The sequence below is a fragment of the Actinosynnema sp. NPDC037264 genome, from assembly GCF_055603705.1.
Genome location: NZ_JBVJVK010000087.1, coordinates 1 through 17,865, shown reverse-complemented (window position 1 = coordinate 17,865; position 17,865 = coordinate 1). Strand labels below are relative to the sequence as shown.

Annotated in this window: 17 protein-coding genes; 16 read left to right on the top strand and 1 reads right to left on the bottom strand. The window is 72.2% G+C overall.

The genetic code is table 11. From position 1 onward, the window contains the following. The first annotated feature begins 277 nt into the window (after positions 1–277). From ACZ7GX_RS42600 to ACZ7GX_RS42550, 11 genes are all read left to right on the top strand, one after another. On the top strand, positions 278–2,098 hold the full coding sequence (locus tag ACZ7GX_RS42600; RefSeq protein ID WP_498786037.1) for a type VII secretion-associated protein: 1,821 nt from the start codon (positions 278–280) through the stop codon (positions 2,096–2,098). 16 nt (positions 2,099–2,114) lie between these two features. Beyond that, entirely contained in the window at positions 2,115–2,537 is a 423-nt protein-coding gene (locus ACZ7GX_RS42595) for a hypothetical protein (RefSeq protein WP_498786035.1), read from the top strand. A gap of 146 nt (positions 2,538–2,683) precedes the next feature. After that, a complete protein-coding gene (locus ACZ7GX_RS42590) occupies positions 2,684–2,995 on the top strand; it encodes a WXG100 family type VII secretion target (protein WP_053718448.1) in 312 nt (103 codons plus the stop codon). Positions 2,996–3,071: 76 nt separating this feature from the next. After that, positions 3,072–3,368 (top strand): WXG100 family type VII secretion target, encoded by a 297-nt coding sequence (locus ACZ7GX_RS42585; protein WP_498786033.1) that lies wholly within the window; start codon positions 3,072–3,074, stop codon positions 3,366–3,368. A gap of 291 nt (positions 3,369–3,659) precedes the next feature. Further along, a complete protein-coding gene (rplM, locus tag ACZ7GX_RS42580; RefSeq protein ID WP_033436749.1) occupies positions 3,660–4,103 on the top strand; it encodes a 50S ribosomal protein L13 in 444 nt (147 codons plus the stop codon). Beyond that, complete coding sequence (gene rpsI, locus ACZ7GX_RS42575; RefSeq protein WP_498786031.1) at positions 4,100–4,717, top strand: 30S ribosomal protein S9; 618 nt, start codon at positions 4,100–4,102, stop codon at positions 4,715–4,717. Before rplM ends, rpsI begins: the two co-directional genes overlap by 4 nt. Positions 4,718–4,832: 115 nt before the next feature. After that, on the top strand, positions 4,833–6,167 hold the full coding sequence (gene glmM, locus ACZ7GX_RS42570; RefSeq protein ID WP_498786049.1) for a phosphoglucosamine mutase: 1,335 nt from the start codon (positions 4,833–4,835) through the stop codon (positions 6,165–6,167). Positions 6,168–6,192: 25 nt separating this feature from the next. Further along, entirely contained in the window at positions 6,193–6,684 is a 492-nt protein-coding gene (locus tag ACZ7GX_RS42565) for a hypothetical protein (RefSeq protein WP_498786029.1), read from the top strand. A 127-nt stretch (positions 6,685–6,811) separates the two neighbouring features. After that, the gene (locus ACZ7GX_RS42560) at positions 6,812–7,120 is read left to right on the top strand and encodes a type VII secretion target (protein ID WP_230566521.1); all 309 of its coding nucleotides are present in this window, start codon (positions 6,812–6,814) and stop codon (positions 7,118–7,120) included. Continuing rightward, positions 7,120–10,011, top strand: a complete 2,892-nt coding sequence (locus tag ACZ7GX_RS42555) for a hypothetical protein (protein ID WP_498786026.1) — start codon at positions 7,120–7,122, stop codon at positions 10,009–10,011. Before ACZ7GX_RS42560 ends, ACZ7GX_RS42555 begins: the two co-directional genes overlap by 1 nt. Before the next feature lie 24 nt (positions 10,012–10,035). Beyond that, entirely contained in the window at positions 10,036–10,551 is a 516-nt protein-coding gene (locus ACZ7GX_RS42550) for a hypothetical protein (RefSeq protein ID WP_498786024.1), read from the top strand. A gap of 25 nt (positions 10,552–10,576) precedes the next feature. On the opposite strand, the gene ACZ7GX_RS42545 is transcribed toward ACZ7GX_RS42550, so the two are convergent. Next, positions 10,577–11,401 carry a dienelactone hydrolase family protein gene (locus ACZ7GX_RS42545; protein WP_498786022.1) on the bottom strand — a complete coding sequence of 275 codons (825 nt, stop codon included), beginning with the start codon at positions 11,399–11,401 and terminating at the stop codon, positions 10,577–10,579. A 134-nt stretch (positions 11,402–11,535) separates the two neighbouring features. Between ACZ7GX_RS42545 and glmS the strand changes: the two genes are divergently transcribed. The 5 genes from glmS to tsaE all read left to right on the top strand — a co-directional run bounded on the left by glmS (position 11,536) and on the right by tsaE (position 17,641). Next, positions 11,536–13,398 (top strand): glutamine--fructose-6-phosphate transaminase (isomerizing), encoded by a 1,863-nt coding sequence (gene glmS / locus ACZ7GX_RS42540; protein WP_498786020.1) that lies wholly within the window; start codon positions 11,536–11,538, stop codon positions 13,396–13,398. 15 nt (positions 13,399–13,413) lie between these two features. Beyond that, on the top strand, positions 13,414–14,808 hold the full coding sequence (locus ACZ7GX_RS42535) for an NAD(P)H-hydrate dehydratase (protein ID WP_498786018.1): 1,395 nt from the start codon (positions 13,414–13,416) through the stop codon (positions 14,806–14,808). 165 nt (positions 14,809–14,973) lie between these two features. Next, positions 14,974–16,086 carry an alanine racemase gene (gene alr, locus ACZ7GX_RS42530; protein WP_498786017.1) on the top strand — a complete coding sequence of 371 codons (1,113 nt, stop codon included), beginning with the start codon at positions 14,974–14,976 and terminating at the stop codon, positions 16,084–16,086. Beyond that, entirely contained in the window at positions 16,083–17,186 is a 1,104-nt protein-coding gene (locus ACZ7GX_RS42525; protein WP_498786015.1) for an alpha/beta fold hydrolase, read from the top strand. The genes alr and ACZ7GX_RS42525 overlap by 4 nt, the downstream gene beginning before the upstream one ends. Beyond that, the gene (gene tsaE, locus ACZ7GX_RS42520; protein ID WP_498786013.1) at positions 17,183–17,641 is read left to right on the top strand and encodes a tRNA (adenosine(37)-N6)-threonylcarbamoyltransferase complex ATPase subunit type 1 TsaE; all 459 of its coding nucleotides are present in this window, start codon (positions 17,183–17,185) and stop codon (positions 17,639–17,641) included. The genes ACZ7GX_RS42525 and tsaE overlap by 4 nt, the downstream gene beginning before the upstream one ends. Positions 17,642–17,865: the final 224 nt, after the last annotated feature.

Below are 17,865 nucleotides of genomic sequence, written 5' to 3'. Positions count from 1 at the left end.
ACGATCCCGTGGGAGCACGCCGACGCCCTGGCCGGCATGGCGGACGTGTTCGACCGGCGCGGCGACCGGGCGGCGGCCGTCGAGCACCGGTGGCGGGCGATCGACCTGTACGAACGGCTCGGCAGCCCCCCGTGCGGCGGAGCTGAGGGCCCGGACGGGGCACGGCGGCTGACCTCCGGCCGGCCATCGGGTCTCGGCTCGGCGACCCGGCGGCGGACCGTCGGTCCGGTGAGGTATGCATATGCAGGCCCGCCCCGGCCGACGAGGGGGATGACGGATGAGCTTGCACGTGGCGGTGGACTTCGGCACGTCCAGCACCTGCGTCGCGATGTCCCTGCACGGCCGGGAACCGCAGGTCGTCGTGGTCGACGGCCAGCCGATCGTGCCCTCCGCGGTGTTCGCCGCGGCCGACGGCACGCTGTTCGTCGGCCAGGAGGCCGAGCGCCAGGCCGCGGTGGACCCGTCCCGCTACGAGCCGCACCCCAAGCGCCGCGTCGACGAGGGCGAGCTGCTGCTCGGCGACAGCGTGCTGCCGGTGGTCGACGTCGTGCGGGCCGTGCTGACCAGGGCGGTGGACGAGGCGCGGCGCGTGGCCGGCGGCGCCCGGGTCGACCTGCTCGTGCTCACCCACCCGGCCGACTGGGGCGCGATCCGCACCAGGGTGCTCCTGCAAGCAGCACGTGGGCTCGGCCAGGAGCTGCGGCTGGTGCCCGAGCCGGTCGCGGCGGCGGTGTTCCACTCGGCGACCCACGCCATCGCGGACGGCGCGGCGCTGGCCGTGCTCGACCTCGGTGGCGGCACGGTCGACGCCAGCGTGGTGGCCCGCCAGGGCGGCGCGTTCCGCGTGCTGGCGACGAAGGGCGACCCCGGCTTCGGCGGCGCGGACGTCGACCAGGCGCTGCTGGAGCACGTCGGCTCGCTGGTCTCGCCCGGCGACCCGGACGCGTGGCGGCAGCTCGTGGAGGGCCGCGAGCTGTCCGACCGCCGCAAGCGCCGGGTGCTGCGCCAGGACGTGCGCGGCGCGAAGGAGACCCTGTCCCGGCACGCCTACACCGACGTGCCGATGCCGCCGCCGTTCCCCGACGCCCACGTCACCCGCACCGACCTGGAACGCCTGATCAGCGCGCCGCTGACCAGGGCGGCCGCGCTGGTCGTGACCGCCGTGCGCGACGCCGGGCTCGACCCGCGCGGCCTCGCCGGCGTGTTCCTGGTCGGCGGGTCCAGCCGCATCCCGCTGGTGGCCCGCCTGGTGCTGGAGCAGTCCGGCGTGGTGCCGACGAGCATCGACCAGCCGGAGACCGTGGTGGCCCGCGGCGCGCTGAGAGCGGTGAGCGTGGACCCGCTGCGCACCGGCGCGCTGCCCGCCGGCGCGGGCGACGTCACCCACAAGATCACCGACGACCGGACCCGCAAGATCACCCGGCGGATCACGCCGTCGCCGCCCGCCGGCTTCCCCCAGCCGCCGTACTTCCCGCCGTCGGCCCCCACGCCCGTGCCCGCGCCGGCCCCGCCGCGCCGCAGCCGCGTGCCGCTGCTCGTGGTCGCCGCCGTCGTCGTGGTCGCCGCCGTCGCCGCGTCCACGGCGTACGTGCTGAGCCGGGGCGACGCCACGACCGGCGACCCGACCACGCCCACCTCGTCCTCCACCACCACGTCCGGCGCCACCGAGGGCAAGATCATCGCGCAGTACGACTACAGCTTCACCGTGCCGGGCGGGTGGCAGCAGACCGGCGGCCAGGTCGAGACCCGCAAGGTGCTGCTCAAGCCCGAGGCGCCCGAGTCGAACCGGGACGTCATCGCGGTGGAGGAGCGGCGGCTCAACTACAACGCCACCCAGGACCCGGCTCGGGCCGAGACCGAGTTGCGCGAGCAGTACGACCAGCGGGCGAACGTGTCCGATTTCGACGCTTCCGCCGACTTCGCCACCAAGGATGTCGTTTACTACCGGGAAGTGGTGGAGTCGGCCGTCATCGACTGGTACGTGCTGTTCCAGGACGACGTGCAGGTCAGCGTGGGGTGCCAGTACCCGCAGGACGGGCACGACCGGGTCCGCCCCGCGTGCGAGCAGGTCGTCCGCACGCTGACCGTGACCAGCTGACTTTGTGGGGAATGTGATGACCGGCATCCCGGAGGCCTTCGCCCGGTTCCGCTCGGACCTCGACGCCGCCGTGACCAGGGGCCGGCGCGCGGCGGACGCCGCGGGCGCGAAGAACGCGGCCCAGCGCGACCGGAACCAGCGGCTCGCCGAGCAGGCCAAGGCCCGGCAGGTCCAGCCCGACCGGCACGCGCCCACGTCGCCGGACGTGCAGCGGGTCGCCACCGGCTTCCGCCACCACCGCGGCCTGCCGGTGCCGGAGCTGCCACCCGCCCAGGAACTGCTCACGCCGGAGAAATCGCGAGAGCAAACGGACGCGAATGCAAATGCAGTTCCCCCGCGCCCGGCGCTCGGTTCCCGCGCGGTGGCGGGCCCGAGCGGCCAACTTCCCCCCGAAAGGGGCGATGACGAGGACTTTTCGCAAGCGCGAATCCTCTACTGACCCCGTTGCCGGGCCCGTCGCGTTTACAACCGCAACTACTTCCGGAGAAGTCGCGACAACGTGGAACCGGGCATGGCAAGGTCTGCGTCGTAAGAGGCGTACGAACCAAGAACGCCTGATCACTTCGACCAAGGGGGTCGCACCCAATGGCTGGTTACTCCACCGGACATGAAGAGCTCGTCGGCGCGGCGAAGGACATCGTCAGCACCAACGGCAACGTCCAGGGCGTGTTGGGTCAGCTCGGCAACACGATCGACGGCCTGTCCAGCGCGTGGCAGGGTGGCGCGGCCATCGCCTTCAACAAGCTGATGGAGCGCTTCCGCGAGGACGCCGACAAGCTGCAGAAGGCCCTGATGGACATCGCCGAGCAGATGGACGGCAGCGCGGCGACCTACATCCAGCAGGAAGAGGAGCAGGCGCAGGAGATGTCGGCCATCACCAACCGGCTCGGCGGCTGATCCATCCGAATTCAGGTCGCGTTTCCGTTCCTTTCGCTTTCCTTCTTCTTTCTGACTTCACTTCCAAGGGGAGATCATGGTCGACGCCAACAACATCAAGGTTGACTTCGGGCAGCTGAGCAGCGCGGCAGGCGACATCAGCAGCCAGGCCGGCAAGATCCAGTCCGAGCTGGACAACCTGAAGGCCCGCCTCTCGCCCGTCATCGCGCAGTGGGACGGTGGCGCGTCGGCGAGCTACCAGGAGGCGCAGCGCGCGTGGGACGAGTCCGCCGCGGGTCTCCAGCAGGTGCTGGCCCAGATCGGCACGGCCGTCCAGTCCGCGACCGACGCGTACCAGGCCGCTGAGGCCAAGAACCAGGGCCGCTGGGCCTGATCCGGCCGCACGACCCCCCGCGGGCCCCGGGATCCTCGAGGATCCGGGGCCCGCGTACGTGTTTCGGCCGGTTCGCCAGGGTGCGGTCCGGGTCGGTCGAGGCCGGTCCGGAGGGGTTTCGGAGGGGTCGTTTTGACCCGCGCCGACCCCAACCGGTATCTTCCTACGTTGTTGTGCGGTAACTGGTGCGCACTATGCGTACCTCGTGTTCTGGTCCTCTGCCCACCTGGGGTCTCTGGCCTGAGCAGCCGCCGCAATGACCCCAGACGCAAGTGACGACGAGGTAGACCCGTGCGCACGTACAGCCCGAAGCCCGGCGAGGTGACCCGAACCTGGCACGTGATCGACGCCCAGGACGTGGTGCTCGGTCGGCTCGCCACCCAGGCCGCGACGCTGCTGCGCGGCAAGCACAAGCCGACTTACGCCCCACACGTTGACACCGGTGACTTCGTCATCGTCATCAACGCGGACAAGGTGGCGTTGACCGGCAAGAAGCGTGATCAGGAGTTCGTGTACCGGCACTCCGGTTTTCCGGGCGGCCTGAGCCAGCGCTCGTTCGGCGAGGTGCTGGACACCCGCGCCGACCGGCTGGTCGAGAAGGCGATCAAGGGCATGCTGCCCAAGAACCGCCTCGGCCGCGCGATCGCGGGCAAGCTCAAGGTCTACACGGGCCCGAACCACCCGCACGCTGCGCAGCAGCCGCAGCCGTTCGAGATCAAGAAGGTCGCCCAGTGACCGAGCACCAGACCGAGGACATCGACGTGACGACCCCTGAGGCCGAGCTCGACGCCGTCGAGGCGGAGGCCACCGAGGCCGAGGCCCCGGAGGCGGAAGCCGCCGAGGCGGAGACCACCGAGGCAGAGGCCCCGGAGGCGGAAGCCGCCGAAGCCGAGACCCCGGAGACCGAGGACGCCGAGGTCGAGGGCACGCCCGTCGTGCGGCACACCCTCAACGCGGGCGCGCACCACCTCGCGCAGACGGTCGGCCGGCGCAAGCAGGCCATCGTCCGCGTGCGGCTCCTGCCCGGCACCGGCAAGTTCACCCTGAACGGGAAGTCGATGGACGACTACTTCCCGAACAAGGTGCACCAGCAGCTCATCCGTGAGCCCCTGGTCACGACCGAGAAGCCGGAGACGTTCGACGTCATCGCGACCCTGCGTGGCGGCGGCACCACCGGCCAGGCCGGTGCGCTGCGCCTCGCGATCGCGCGTGCGCTGGTCGCCGTCGACTCCGAGGACCGCCCGGTGCTGAAGAAGGCCGGCTTCCTCACCCGTGACCCCCGGGTCAAGGAGCGGAAGAAGTACGGCCTCAAGAAGGCCCGCAAGGCGCCTCAGTACAGCAAGCGCTGACCTTTCCCGGGTCGAGCGAGCACCATCCTGCGGGAGCAGTCAGTTCTTCGTCGAACTGCTGCTCCCGCAGTGTTTTTCTCCCCATCGTCCTGTGTGCATGGAGGTCACGGCGATCATGGCTCGGCTGTTCGGCACTGACGGCGTACGCGGTCTCGCCAACGCGGACCTGACCCCTGAACTCGCGCTGTCCATCGCCGCCTCGGCGGCACGGGTGCTGGCCGAGCACGACCGCTCGCACCGGCCGGTCGCGGTCGTCGGCCGCGACCCGCGGGCCAGCGGCGAGATGTTGGAGGCGGCCGTGGTGGCCGGCCTCACATCGGCGGGCGCGGACGTGCTGCGCGCGGGCGTCCTGCCGACACCGGCGGTCGCCTACCTGGTGTCGGCGCTCGGCGCCGACGTCGGCGTGATGATCTCCGCCTCGCACAACCCGATGCCCGACAACGGCATCAAGCTGTTCGCCGCGGGCGGGCACAAGCTGCCCGACGCGGTCGAGGACGAGATCGAGCAGAAGCTCGGCGAGCGCGACCACCGGCCGACCGGCGCGGGCATCGGCCGCGTCCGCGACATCGAGGACGCCGAGGGCCAGTACGTGCAGCACCTGCTGAAGGTGACGCCGCACCGCCTGGACGGGCTGAAGGTCGTCGTGGACTGCGCGAACGGCGCCGCGTCCGTGGCCGCCCCGGACGCCTACCGCCGCGCGGGCGCCGAGGTCGTGGAGATCCACACCGCGCCCGACGGGCTGAACATCAACGACGACTGCGGCTCCAACCACGTCGCGAAGCTGCGTGCCGCCGTGGTCGAGCACGGCGCCGACCTGGGCATCGCCCACGACGGTGACGCGGACCGCTGCGTCGCGGTCGACGCCGACGGCAACGACCTCGACGGCGACCAGGTCATGGCGGTGCTGGCGCTCGGCATGAAGGAAGCCGGCGAGCTGACCGACGACACGCTGGTCGCGACCGTGATGAGCAACCTCGGCCTGCACCTGGCGATGCGCGAGCACGGCATCACCCTCAAGACCACCGCCGTCGGCGACCGGTACGTGCTGGAGGAGCTGCGCGCGGGCGGGTTCGCGCTCGGCGGCGAGCAGTCCGGGCACGTGATCCTCCCGGCGCACGCCACCACCGGCGACGGCCTGCTGACCGCGTTGCGGCTGATGTCGCGGATGGCGGAGACCGGCAAGCCGCTGGCCGAGCTCGCGGGCGTGATGCACCGGCTGCCGCAGGTGCTGATCAACGTGGTCGTGGGCGACAAGGCGGCGGTGGCGAAGGACGCGGCCGTCAGCGAGGCGGTCGCCGCCGTGACGGCCGAGCTCGGCGACACGGGCCGGGTGCTGCTGCGCCCGTCCGGCACCGAGCAGCTGGTGCGGGTCATGGTCGAGGCGGCCACGCCCGAGCTCGCGGAGTCCGCCGCGCAGCGGCTCGCCGGTGTGGTTTCCTCGGTGCACTGACCGAAGACGCGGGGGTGTGCCGGTGATGAACATCGGACCGATCGAGCTGATCATCATCTTCCTGGTGCTCGTCGTCGGGGTGGTGGTCCTGATCGTGGTCACCACGAAGAAGCGCAGCCGGCAACCCGGCCACCCGCACCAACCCGGCGGCTACCCGCCACCCGGCTACGGCCCGCCCCAGGGGCAGCCGGGCTACGGCCCACCCCAGGGCTACGGCCAGGGCCAACCGGGCTACGGCCCGCCACCGGGACAGCCCGGCTACGGCCAGCCGGGGCCGGGCCAGCCTGGTTACGGCCAGCCGGGGCCCGGGCAGCCGGGTTATGGCCAGCCCGGACCGGGTCAGCCGCCGGGGCAACCGGGCTACGGCCAACCCGGGCCGGGTCAGCCGCCGTACGGGCAGCCGGGACAGCCGGGCCCTGGCCGACCCGGCCCGGGCCAGCCGCCGCACGGCCAGCCGCCGCAGGGCCCCTACCCGCCCGGCCCGCCGTCGGACGGCACGCCGCCACCGCAGGGCTGAGGCAGGTTCGCGAAGGCAATGGACTTCGCCGATCCGGGCGAGTCCGCGCACCCGGGCTGCGATCCTTGGTCGGAACCCGGAACGGCACCGTCGCGTCTGAACGGGGACGAAGGGGAGGCACCAGCGCATGTCGGGTTACCAGGCGAACGCGGGCGAGTTGATGGCTTCCGCGACGACCATCCAAGGCGTCGCGGGTGACATCGAGGAGTACAAGACCAAGGTCACGTCCAGCGCGGTCACGGCCAAGGACTTCGGCCGCGAGCACACCGCGGGCGGCTCCCGCTACCTCGCCGGCCTGCCGAAGATCGCCGAGGCGATCACGGCGCACGCGACCGCCATGCGCGGCGTCGCCGACAAGCTCCGCGAATCGGCCAACGGCTACGACTGGTCCGACCAGGGCAACGCCGACACGTTCAACAACACCGGGAACAAGTGATGGCGACTCCGTCCTGGGAAGAAGTCAAGAAGATCGTCGACGACCCCTCGGTCCCGCACGATCAGAAGAAGGCGCTGCTCGAGGCGTACTACGTCGCCGACGCCGAGGGGAACATCCTCGGCGGCACGCACAACGACGAGCTCGAGGAGTACCTCGACGACTACGACGTGTCGTGGGGCGACGGCTTCGGCCAGTCGTTCTCCAACTCGATGCCGTGGTCGGACAGCTCGGAAGACCGGCTGAACAACGCGTACGACCAGGCCAAGAAGTCCTACGACGAAGGTGCTCAGAAGACCCAGGAGCACAACGAGAAGAAGCAGGCGGGGCAGGACGCGCTGGCCGCGTCCGAGCAGCGCGCGTCCGACGGCGGCGCGGGCGTGGCGAACTCCAACGAGCTGCTCGACGCGGGCGCGCCGGGGCTGAAGTACTTCGAGAACTTCCTGCCGGCCTACGAGAAGGCCAAGAGCATCATCGGCGTCGGCACCAAGGTCGACACCTCGGTCGACAACCTGCGCAAGCGCTACGACGAGCAGCGCGACATCGACTTCCACAAGATCGACATCGACATCGTCGAGCTGCGCCAGGTCGCCACCGACACCCGCAACCGGCAGGCGGACGCCGAGCGGTCGATGGGCAAGGTCTGGGCGAACTGGACCGGCACCGCGGCGGACAACTCCCGCCAGTTCGTCTCGGACATGTCGAAGAAGGCGTCCACGCACGCCGACGCCATCGACCACATCGCGGAGGTCACGCGGGCCGCGTGCCACACGGTGTCCGGTCTGGTGAACGCCAAGGCGCGGACGATCCTGGAAGGCGTCCAGAGCCCTTACGACATCGCGGGCGTGAGCCCGGCGCAGGTCGAGCAGGTCGTGCAGGGCGCGACCAGCGACGACGAGGCACTGCTGCGCCGCGTGGCCGGCTTCGTGAACTTCGAGATCAACGACGAGGCGTGCGACGAGGACGTGTGGAAGGAAGAGGTCCGGAAGAAGTCGCGCGAGTGGCTCCAGGGCACCTTCCACAACGACGTCAACGGCAAGTGGGAACTGTTCGACAACATCTGCAAGACCACCAAGGAATCGGTCGACAAGGCCTGGGAAGAACTGGGCAAGCAGATCGACGCGTTCAACACCAAGCCGTTCGAGCCGGCCAAGGAGGAGCAGCCCGCCGACAAGCCGGGTGACAAGCCGGGCACGGGCGGGTCCGACCAGCCCGGCGGCGGTGGCGGCACCCCCGGCGGTGGCGGCGGCACGCCCGGTGGCGGCGGTGGCACCCCTGGCGGTGGCGGCACGCCGGAGATCCCGAAGGTGGAGAACCCGCTCGACAAGGACGGCGACGGCAAGCCCGACGTGCCCGGCGACCTGGACGGCGACGGCAAGCCGGACACCGATCTCGACGGCGACGGCAAGCCGGACACGGACCTCGACGGCGACGGCAAGCCCGACGGCCTCAAGTCGGACGAGGAAGCGCCGGAGACCGTCACCATCAAGAGCGGCGACAACGAGATCAAGATCACCGAGCCGGACGCGCAGGGCCAGGTGCTGATCACCGTCGACACGCCGACCAGCGAGCCGAAGAGCTACCAGGTCGACTTCAGCGCGAACCCGGACGCGGCGAAGGCCCTGATGGGCCAGAACGGCGGCGCGGCCCTGGCGAGCGCGCTGAGCGGCGCCACGCCGGTGGCGGCGGGCGGCGCGACCCCCGGCGCCCCGGTCGGCGCGGGCGGCACCGGCGCGCCCGGCGACGTCACGCCGGTGCAGGCGGGCGCGGACGGCAAGGCGCTGATCGAGCTGGACGGCCTCGCGATCACGGCCGAGGTCGACCCGCTGACCGGTGAGATCAACCTCTCGGTCGACAACGGCGACGGCTCGCCCGAGCAGTACGGCGTCGAGTTCGGCGAGGACGAGCCCGCCGGCTCCCGGCCGGAAGACCTGCCGGGTGACCTGGGTCGGGCGGAACCCGCGATCGCGGAGTCGATGGTCGGCACCGCCCAGGTCGGCGCGGACGGCGCGTCGTTCGGCGGCGCGGCGGTCGGTGGCGGGTCGTTCGGCGGTCCGGCCGACTTCGGCCCGATGCCTGCCGAGGGCGGGTCGCCCGCGGGTGTCGGCGTCGGTGGTGGCGCGCCTGGTTTCGGTGGTCCGGCGGACTTCGGTCCGATGCCTGCCGAGGGCGGGTCGCCCGCGGGCGTCGGTGGTGGTCCCGGTTTCGGCGGTGGCGGCCCCGGCTTCACCGAGCCCGTCGCGGCCCAGCCCGGCTTCACCGAACCCCCGGCCGCCCAGCCCGGCTTCACCGGGCCGCCGTCGGCGCCGGGCTTCACCGCTCCCTCGGCCGCCCAGCCCGGCTTCACCGAGCCCGTCTTCACCCAGCCTGCGCCCGGCCCGTCGTTCGATCAGGGCTTCGGCCAGGGCGGCGGCCAGAACCCCGGCCAGAACTTCGGCGCGGGCTTCCCGTCGCCGGCCGCGGACTCCGCCGGCACCACCTCGACCTCCGGCGCGTCGGTCCTCGGTGGCGGATCGGGCTTCAACGGCGCGGACTCCGTGCTCGGCGGTCCGAGCGGCAGCCACGACAACCCGTGGAGCAGCCCGCCGCCCTCCTCGGACCAGGGCGGTCTCGCCGACACCAACGCCTCCCACGCGGCCCAGCCCGGTTCGGCGACCCTGCCGACCATGCAGGAGGGCGCCACGGGCCAGCCCACCGGCTCCCCCGCGGGCGGGGGCATGATGGGCGGCGGGATGATGGGCGGCGGCATGGCGGGCGGTGGCCAGCAGCAGGGTGGCGGTGACACCGAGCGCAGCAGCAGTTCCGGCCAGTGGCGCACCACCGGGTCGTTGTTCGACGACGACGACGTGAGCATGCAGCGCCTGGGCGGCCTGCTGGGCGAAGACCGCCGGTGATCGGCTCGGACGGGGGGAGGGTTGGTGTCTGACTTCGACTCGCTGGAGACCGTCAAGCGACGGCTCGAAGGCATCAAGTCCGAGCACTCGGCACGGATGGAGTTGGCCGCGCGCAAGTTCGAGGAATCGGACAAGGCGACCAAGGAGAGCCACCAGAAGTTCGTCGAGAAGGAGAAGAAGCTGGTCGCCCGCCTGCGCGAGATGGCGGAGGCCAAGCGCGAGGCGGCGGCGAACCGGAACAAGCCGAAGGAGTACGCCTTCGGCCCGGCCGACGACGACGCGGCGCCGGACGAGATCGCCGACGAGCTGGCCGCGCTGGAACGGGCGCGTGCCGCGAACGCGGCGGCCCAGGCGCCCGGCGACTCGTTCCTGCGCGGCCCGGAGCCCGCGAACCGCAACCCGTGGGGGCGCACCCCGAGCGGCCCGCCGGTTCCCCCGCCGCCGCCGGTGCAGCCGGCCCGGCCGCCCGCGCCGCCGCGCCGTCCCGCGCGGCAGGTGGACGATGACGACGACTTCGGTGGTCAGAGCTGGTTGACGTGACCGATGAGCCCCGCTCCGGCGGGGCTCATCGCGTTGGCAGCCGGTCCAGCGGTCCGCGCTGGAAGGTCAGCACGGCGCCCTTCACGTCGCCGTCCAGCAACGCGTCCCACTTCTTCTCGCCCTTGAGCGTCCGCAGCAGGAACGCCGTCATCAGCGCCCTGGCCAGCTTCTGCGCCGCCCGCTCGCCCTTGCCGTCGAGCAGCAGCTCGCTCCAGTGCCGCCCCTCGGCGAACCCCAGGTGGCTGGCCTTCGGCAACGACCGCAGCTGCACCGGCCCCTGCCACGCCTCCGCGATCGCCTCCGCGTGCCCGACCGGCGGGGCGATGCGGTCCTCCCCGCCGGCCAGGTGCAACCCGGGCACGGCGACCCGCCGGGCCGCGTCCAGCGCCGACGGCCGGGTCTCGGACGCGGCCAACGTCACGACCGCCCGCACGCGCGGGTCGTCCGCCGCCGCGAGCACCGCCGCGCCGCCACCCATGGAGTGACCGGCGACCGCCAGCCGCGACGCGTCCACGCTGATCCCGCCGTCGCCCAGCCGCACGCCGGTGCACACGTCGAGCGCCGTGCGCAGGTTCCCGGCCATCAGCCGCGACGACATCAGCGGCCCGCGCTGCGTGCCCGGCGCGGCGGCCACGAAACCCCAGGACGCCAGGTGCCGCAGCAGCGCCCGGTAGCGGTTGACCGGCTGCAACCAGCCGTGCCCGAAGGCCACCGCGGGCAGTCCCAGCCCGACCGAGGGCGTGTAGACCAGGCCCGGAAGCCCGACCAGAGCCAGGTCGCCGCGCAGCACGGGGTGCTCACCGGGCCTGCTGAGCTGGTCGAGCACCTGCTTCGCCGAGTAGCCGCTCACCCCGCGAACGGTAGTCGATCGAGGTGACGGCGCGCACGTTCCGATTGGTCTACACCAATCGGCTGTGTGACCTGCGCAAACGCGGTGAAGTGGCCCTTTCGGACGACGGCCCTGGTCTAGTTACGCTGTGCCTCGTGTGCGGAATCGTGGGATATGTGGGACACAGGTCGGCGCTGGACGTCGTGCTCGACGGGCTGCGGCGGCTGGAGTACCGGGGCTACGACTCGGCGGGCGTCGCCGTCCTCGACGGTGACGGCGGGCTGGCCGTCGAGCGCAAGGCCGGCCGCCTGACGAACCTGGAGGCACGGCTGGACGAGGTCGGCCGCGACGCCTTCACCGGCACCGCGGGCATGGGCCACACCCGCTGGGCCACCCACGGCGCGCCGATCGACCGCAACTCCCACCCGCACTGCGACGTCACGGGCCGCGTCGCCGTCGTCCACAACGGCATCATCGAGAACTTCGCCGCCCTGCGCGCCGAGCTCGAGGCCGTCGGCGTCGAGATGGCCAGCGACACCGACACCGAGACCACCGCGCACCTCATCGCCCGCGCGTACGACGAGGGCGACACCAAGGGCGACCTGGTGGCGAGCGTCCGCACGGTGGTCCGCCGCCTCGAAGGCGCGTTCACGCTCGTCGTCACGCACGCGGACCACCCGGACGTGGTCGTCGCGGCCCGCCGGTCGTCGCCGCTGGTGGTGGGCGTCGGCGAGGGGGAGACGTTCGTCGCGAGCGACGTGTCCGCGTTCATCGAGCACACCCGCGAGGCCGTGGAGCTGGGCCAGGACCAGCTCGTCGTGATCGACCGCGACGGCTACCGCGTCACCGACTTCGACGGCGCCGACGCGCAGGCCAAGCCGTTCACGGTCAACTGGGACCTCTCGGCCGCCGAGAAGGGCGGCCACGAGTACTTCATGCTCAAGGAGATCGAGGAGCAGCCGGAAGCGCTGGCCAACACGCTGCGCGGCCACTTCCGCGACGGCCGGGTCGTGCTCGACGAGCAGCGCCTCTCCGACCAGGACCTGCGGGACGTGGACAAGGTCTTCGTCGTCGCCTGCGGCTCGGCCTACCACTCCGGCCTGGTCGCCAAGTACGCCATCGAGCACTGGACGCGGCTGCCCGTCGAGGTCGAGCTGGCCAGCGAGTTCCGCTACCGCGACCCCGTGCTGGACCGCGACACGCTCGTCGTCGCCGTCTCCCAGTCAGGTGAAACCGCCGACACGTTGGAGGCCGTCCGTCACGCGCGGTCGCAGAAGGCTCGCGTGCTGGCGGTCTGCAACACCAACGGCGCGCAGATCCCGCGCGAGTCCGACGCCGTGCTCTACACGCACGCGGGCCCGGAGATCGGTGTCGCGTCGACCAAGGCGTTCCTCGCCCAGATCGCGGCGAACTACCTGGTCGGCCTGGCCCTGGCGCAGGCGCGCGGCACGAAGTACCCCGACGAGGTGGCCCAGGAGTTCCACCAGCTGGAGGCCATGGCGGACGCGGTGCAGAAGGTGCTGGGCACCATCGACCAGGTCCGCGCGCTCGGCCGCGAGCTGGCCGACTCGAAGGCCGTGCTGTTCCTCGGCAGGCACGTCGGCTACCCGGTGGCGCTCGAAGGCGCGCTGAAGCTCAAGGAACTGGCCTACATGCACGCCGAGGGCTTCGCGGCGGGCGAGCTGAAGCACGGCCCGATCGCGCTGATCGAGGAGGGCCTGCCGGTGGTCGTGGTCATGCCCTCGCCCAAGGGTCGGGCGGTGCTGCACTCGAAGCTGGTGTCGAACATCTCGGAGATCCAGGCACGGGGTGCGCGCACGATCGTGATCGCCGAAGAGGGCGACGAGACGGTGCGGCCGTTCGCGGATCACCTGATCGAGATCCCGGCGGTGCCGACGCTGCTGCAGCCGTTGATCTCCACGGTGCCGTTGCAGGTGCTGGCCGCGGAGATCGCCCGCAGCCGCGGCTACGACGTGGACAAGCCGCGCAACCTCGCCAAGTCCGTCACGGTCGAGTAGGGCAGGCTTGGCCCCATGCGGGGTCTGTGGACGACGGATCGGGTCAGGGCGGCGGAAGAACGGGTCATGGCGGTCGTGCCGCCGGGCTCGCTGATGCGCCGGGCGGCGTTCGGCGTCGCGGTCGTCGCGGCGGAGCTGCTGGCGGGCAAGCGGCGGGTCGGGCTGCTCGTCGGCGCGGGCAACAACGGTGGCGACGCGCTGTGGGCGGGCTACTACCTCCGCAAGCGCGGCGTGGCCGTGTCCGCCGTCCTGCTGACACCTGATCGTGTGCACGCCGAGGGCTTGGCCGCGTTCCGCCGCGTCGGCGGCCGGGTGGTCCCGGAACTGCGCGACGTCGACCTGGTGATCGACGGCATCGTGGGCCTCTCGGCCCGCGGCCCGCTGCGCCCGGACGCGGCCGAGCACGTCGCGCACCTGGACGCCCCCGTGCTGTCGGTCGACCTGCCCAGCGGCGTGGACCCCGACACGGGCGCGATCTCCGGGCCCGCCGTGCGCGCGCACACGACCGTGACGTTCGGCTGCCTCAAGCCGGTGCACGCGCTGGCCGACTGCGGTGACGTGCGGCTGGTCGACATCGGGCTGGGCGGCGAGCTGCACGGGCCGGACCTGGTCGAGCTGGACGTCGCCGACGTCGGCGGGGCGTGGCCGGTGCCGGGGCCGGAGGACGACAAGTACACGCAGGGCGTGACGGGGGTCGCGGCCGGTTCGGCGACGTACCCCGGGGCGGCGGTGCTGGCCACCGGTGCGGCGCTGCTGTCGACGTCCGGCCTGGTCAGGTATGCCGGTGCGGCGGTCGAGGGCGTTCGGGCGCGGTGGCCGGAGGCCGTGTGCACGGGGTCGATCACGGACGCGGGCCGGGTGCAGGCGTGGGTCGTCGGGCCGGGTCTGGGCACCGGGTTGGGCGCTGAGGCGGTCCTGCGGACGGTCCTGGAGGCCGGCGTGCCCGTGTGCGCGGACGCCGACGCGATCACCATGCTGGCCAACAACCCGGACCTGTGGGACGCCCGCGACCCCGACACCCCGCTGGTCCTGACGCCGCACGACCGCGAGTACGAGCGGCTGGCCGGGCCCGTCGGCGACGACCGCGTGACGGCCGCGCGGAAGGCGGCGGAGCGGTACAACGCGGTAGTGCTGCTGAAGGGCCACGCCACCGTGATCGCCGGCCCCGACGGCCGCGTCCTGGTCAACCGCGCCCGTTCGTCGTGGGCCGCGACGGCGGGTTCCGGCGACGTCCTGTCGGGCCTGCTGGGCTCCCTCCTGGCCGCCGGCCTCGACCCGGTGCTGGCGGCGGGCTGCGCCGCCAAGGTCCACGTCCTGGCCGCCGACCTGGCCGCCGCCGGTGCCCCGATCCCCGCCACCTCACTGCTGCACGCCATCCCCGACGCCATCCGCACCATCCGCCCCACCTGACCACCGCGCGTGTCGAACGTGCAGGACCCGTGAAATCGACGCTCGCGACGCCGGCGTCCCGTCCCGAGCGTGGAATTCGGGGGACCCGGGTGTTCGACACGCGGGGCCCGGAGGTTCGACTCGCGCGTTCGCGGCGGTCGGGGCTGTGTCACCATGAACGGCGTTATGGCTGCTCCTCGCGCTGAGGTCGTGATCGACCTCGACAACCTCCGGCACAACGTCGCCCACCTCGACGCCCTCGCGCCCCACGCCGACACGATGGCCGTCGTCAAGGCCGACGGGTACGGGCACGGCGCCGCGGAGGTGGCCAGAGCGGCGGTCGAGGCGGGCGCGACGTGGCTCGGCTCCTGCTCCCTGGCCGAAGCCCTGGCGCTGCGCGCGGCCGGGCTCACCGTGCCGATCCTGGCCTGGCTCGACCCCCACGGCACCGACTACTCGCCCGGCATCGAGCAGGACGTCGACCTGTCCGCCTCCTCCCTCACCCAGCTGGAGGAGATCTCGGCGGCGGCCGACAAGGCGGGCAAGACCGCCCGCGTCCACCTCAAGATCGACACCGGCCTGTCCCGCAACGGCTGCCCGGCCACCCACTGGTCCGAGCTGGTCGAACGCGCCGCCAAGACCCACAACGTCGAAGTTCACTCGATCTGGTCACACCTGGCCGTCGCCGACGAGATCGGCCACCGCGGCACCGACGCCCAGGCCGAGCGCTTCGACGACGCCTACCGCGAAGCGCTCGCCGCCGGCCTCGACCCGCGCCGCCACATCGCCAACTCCGCGGCCCTCATCACCCGCCCCGACCTCCACCTGGACCTGGTCCGCCCGGGCATCGCGATCTACGGCCTCAACCCGGTGCCCGTGCCCGCCGACCTGCGCCCCGTGATGACGTTCCGGTCCGCGGTCGCGCTGGCCAAGCGCATCCCGGCCGGTGAATCGGTGTCCTACGGTCTGAGCTGGACCGCGGTGAAGGACACGAACCTGGCCCTGGTGCCGGTCGGTTACGGCGACGGCGTGCCGCGCAGCCTGTCGAACCGGATGGACGTCTGGCTGGCCGGACGCCGTCGCCCGATCGTCGGCCGCGTCTGCATGGACCAGGTCGTGGTCGACTGCGGCGACGACGCGGTGGCGGAGGGGGACGAGGTCGTGCTGTTCGGATCCGGCGCCAAGGGCGAGCCGACGGCCCGCGAGTGGGCCGACACCACCGGCACCATCGACTACGAGATCGTCACCGGCATGTACCGGCCGCGCGTCACCCGGACGTATGTCGGGACACGCCCGTGAACACGGTGTGGAAGGCCGTCGGCTGGGCCGGCGGCATCCTCGGCGCCGCCGCGACCGGTGTCGCGGTGGGCGTGGCCGCGAACCAGAAGAAGGTCTCGAACGACCGCCAGGCCGACGACCCGCTCGCCGACGAACCGCTCGGCCGCCTCACCCCGACCCGCGAGTCCACCGTCGCGGCCGACGACGGCGTGCCGCTGTCGGTCGAGGAGGTCGACCCGGAGGACGGCGGGAAGCCCGACGTCACCGTCGTCCTCGTGCACGGCTTCGCCCTCGACCGCCGCTGCTGGCACTTCCAGCGCCGTGACCTGGCCACGCTCGCCGAGCCGCGCGTGCGCCAGATCCTGTACGACCAGCGCAGCCACGGCCGTTCCGGTCGGTCCACGGTCGAGGGCAGCACGATCGACCAGTGCGCCAAGGACCTCGACGCGGTGATCCGCTCGATGGCCCCCGACGGCCCGCTGGTGCTGGTCGGCCACTCCATGGGCGGCATGACGATCATGGCGTTGGCCGAGCAGCGGCCCGAGCTGTTCGCCGACCGGGTGCGCGGCGTGGCGCTCGTCGGCACGGCGGCGGGCGCGGTCGGCGGCGCGGGACTGCCGAAGTCCGTGCTGTCCCGCTACAACCCCGTGACGCTGGGCGTCGGCAGGCTCGCGGGCCTGCAGCCGGGCCTGGTCGAGTGGGTCAGGCGCAGGGCGTCCACGCTGACGTGGAGCGGGATCCGCGCGCTGGCGTTCGGCAACGGCAAGGTCAGCCCGTCGTTGGTCGACCTGATGGAGCAGATGATCAACGGTGCCACGGTGCAGGTGCTCACCGAGTTCCTGGAAACCCTCGGCACCCACAACCGCTACAAGGCGCTGGCCGGTCTCCGGCACTGCGAGGTGCTCGTCATCAGCGGCGACGCGGACAAGCTGACGCCGTTCTCGCACGCCGAGCGGATGGCCGAGGAGATGCCGCACGGCGAACTGGTCCGCGTGTCCGGGGCGGGCCACATGCTCATGTTGGAACAACCCGACCTGGTCACCGGGCACCTGGTCGGATTGGTTCGGCGCAGTGCCGCCGAACGGTCGGAAAGCAGGCGACGGTGGTGGCGACGAGCGTGAGCGTGACGCTCCCCGAGGTGCAGGACACCGAGGAGTTCGGGCGCAAGCTGGGTGGTCTCGTGCGAGGTGGTGACCTGGTGCTGCTGTCCGGGCCGTTGGGCGCGGGCAAGACCGCCTTGGTGCGCGGCCTCGCCGACGGCCTCGGCGTGACGGGCCGGGTCAGCTCGCCGACCTTCGTGATCGCCCGCGTCCACGACCCCGCTCCCGATGGTCGCGGCGTGCCGTTGGTGCACGTGGACGCTTACCGGCTCGGTGGTCACCTGGACGAGTTGGACGACCTCGACCTGGACACGGACTTGGTGGACGCCGTGGTGGCGGTGGAGTGGGGCGAGGGCGCGGCGGAGCGACTGTCCGAGGACCACTTGTTGATCAGGCTGGAACGCCGGGACGACGACGTGCGCATCGCCCACCTTCACCCACACGGTGCTTGGGCCGACCGCGAACTTCCCGTCTGATCAGCTCTCCTCAGCTCTCCCAGGATTTTATTGCGTTCGAGGGCCGGCCCAAGAGATCAAGAGCCTTAAAAGCATGTCCTCGCCGGACGGGCAGATCAGCAGGATGACTCCTGGTTGGGTGGTGGTGTTCCGGGTCCGTTGTGGGTCCGGGTTTCGTGTCATCCCACCGACCTCCCTCCGGGCTACCACACGCGTCAAGGGGGCGGTTCCAGCCCATTGTTCCT